Source organism: Mycobacterium pinniadriaticum, from assembly GCF_026242045.1.
In the GTDB taxonomy this organism is placed as follows: Bacteria; Actinomycetota; Actinomycetes; order Mycobacteriales; family Mycobacteriaceae; genus Mycobacterium; species Mycobacterium pinniadriaticum.
In genome coordinates, this window is sequence record NZ_JAPJDO010000099.1 from 1 (window position 1) to 1,522 (window position 1,522).

General features: G+C 66.7%; 1 protein-coding gene. It reads right to left on the minus strand.

The window, feature by feature from the left end:
* Positions 1-17: 17 nt before the first annotated feature.
* Positions 18-1,262 (minus strand): IS110 family RNA-guided transposase, encoded by a 1,245-nt coding sequence (locus tag ORI27_RS32795; protein ID WP_266001419.1) that lies wholly within the window; start codon positions 1,260-1,262, stop codon positions 18-20.
* Positions 1,263-1,522 lie beyond the last annotated feature (260 nt).

Sequence of the window (1,522 nt, forward strand, 5' to 3'; positions counted from 1 at the left end):
GCATGAGTTGCCCTGTGTCAAGCCGCCCCGGGTTGATCGTGGTTGATCAGCTTCTGGAGGGCGCGATGTTTGGTGGGGTCGTAGGTGGTGTTGTCCTGCCAGCAGCGCCAGATGATGTGCAGCCAGGCGCGGGCGAGGATGCGTACGGCGTGGGGGTGGTCGTGTCCGCGGGCTCGGGCTCGGTTGTAGAGGTCGTTGGCCCAGGGGTTGGCGCGTCGGCTGTCTCCGGCGAAGTCGCAGACGGCGTCTCGGAGTTGTTTGTCTGCGGCCCAACGGAATCCGACGTGTGTGATTTTTCCGGATTGGCGGGTCGAGGGGGCTACTCCGGCCAGGCAGGCCAGCGATTCGGGGGTGGGGAATCGGCCGCGGCAGTCGCCGATCTCGGCGAGCAGGCGCGCTGCACGGAAGGTGCCCGAGCGGGGCAGGCTGGTGAAGATCTGCGCGTCGGCGTGGGCGGCAAGCTGGGTGGCGATGCTCTCGTCGAGGGCTTTGATCTGGGTGAGCAGGGTGCTCAGGATGGACACGTAGCTGGCGGTGATGGTGGCGTCGCTGGGGCTGCTGGTGCCCCGGGGCGCGGCGGTCAGGCGGTGGTGCAGTTCGTGGGGGTGGGTGCGGCCGCTGTAGCCGACGCTGGCCAGCCAGTTGGCCATCCGGGTGACCGAGAGCCAGTCGGCGCGGTCTTGGCTGTCGAAGCGGGTCAGGAAGGCCAGGCTGATCGCGGAGTCGATGTCGGCGAACAGGCCGACCGCGCCGGGGAAGACGATCATCAGATGGGCCCGGAGTTGGTTGGCGACCGCGACGCGGTGGGCGACGAGGTTTTTGCGGGCGCGGCACGTGTGGCGCAGGCTGACCGTGGCCGGGGCGTCGGGGGTCAAGGGATGCAGTCGGGCACGGTCGGTACGCAAAGTGTCGGCCAGGACGAAGGCGTCGAAGCGGTCGTCTTTGTTGCCGGCCGATCCGTAGCGTCCGCGCAGGTTTTTGACCTGGTTCGGGCTGATGACCACGACGGTGATACCCTCCTCGAGCAGGGTGTTCACGACCGGGCCGTCCGGGCGTTCGATGGCGACTTCACGGGCACCGGCTCGATCCAGCGTGATGATCAAATCGCGGAGTCCGGCCGCGTCATGTCTAATCGTCTTACGGGTGGTCTCGCGGCCTTTGGCGTCAACGATCGACAGTGCGTGATCGTCACGCGCCCAGTCGATTCCACAGGTGAGCCCGTTGACGGGTTCCATTGGCAGGGTGTTTCGGGCAGACTTCATGACAGCCTCCTCGCTGCTAGTCCCAGTGGGGAGGCACCCTCATGCGGTGCCGGGGCACGACTGCCGGTTCGCTCACTGAGCGGCGCTCGATGGCGCTTAGCCCTGTCGACGGTCGGCGTGCCTCGGGTGACCGTCGACCTCCGCAGAACTCATGCTGGACATCGAATGCGTCGAGCGAGCAGGGCGGTAGGTCAACGGCACCTCGGGTGCATCGGCAATCCATCCAAGATCACCGACCTAACGATGGTGCACCAGTGAGC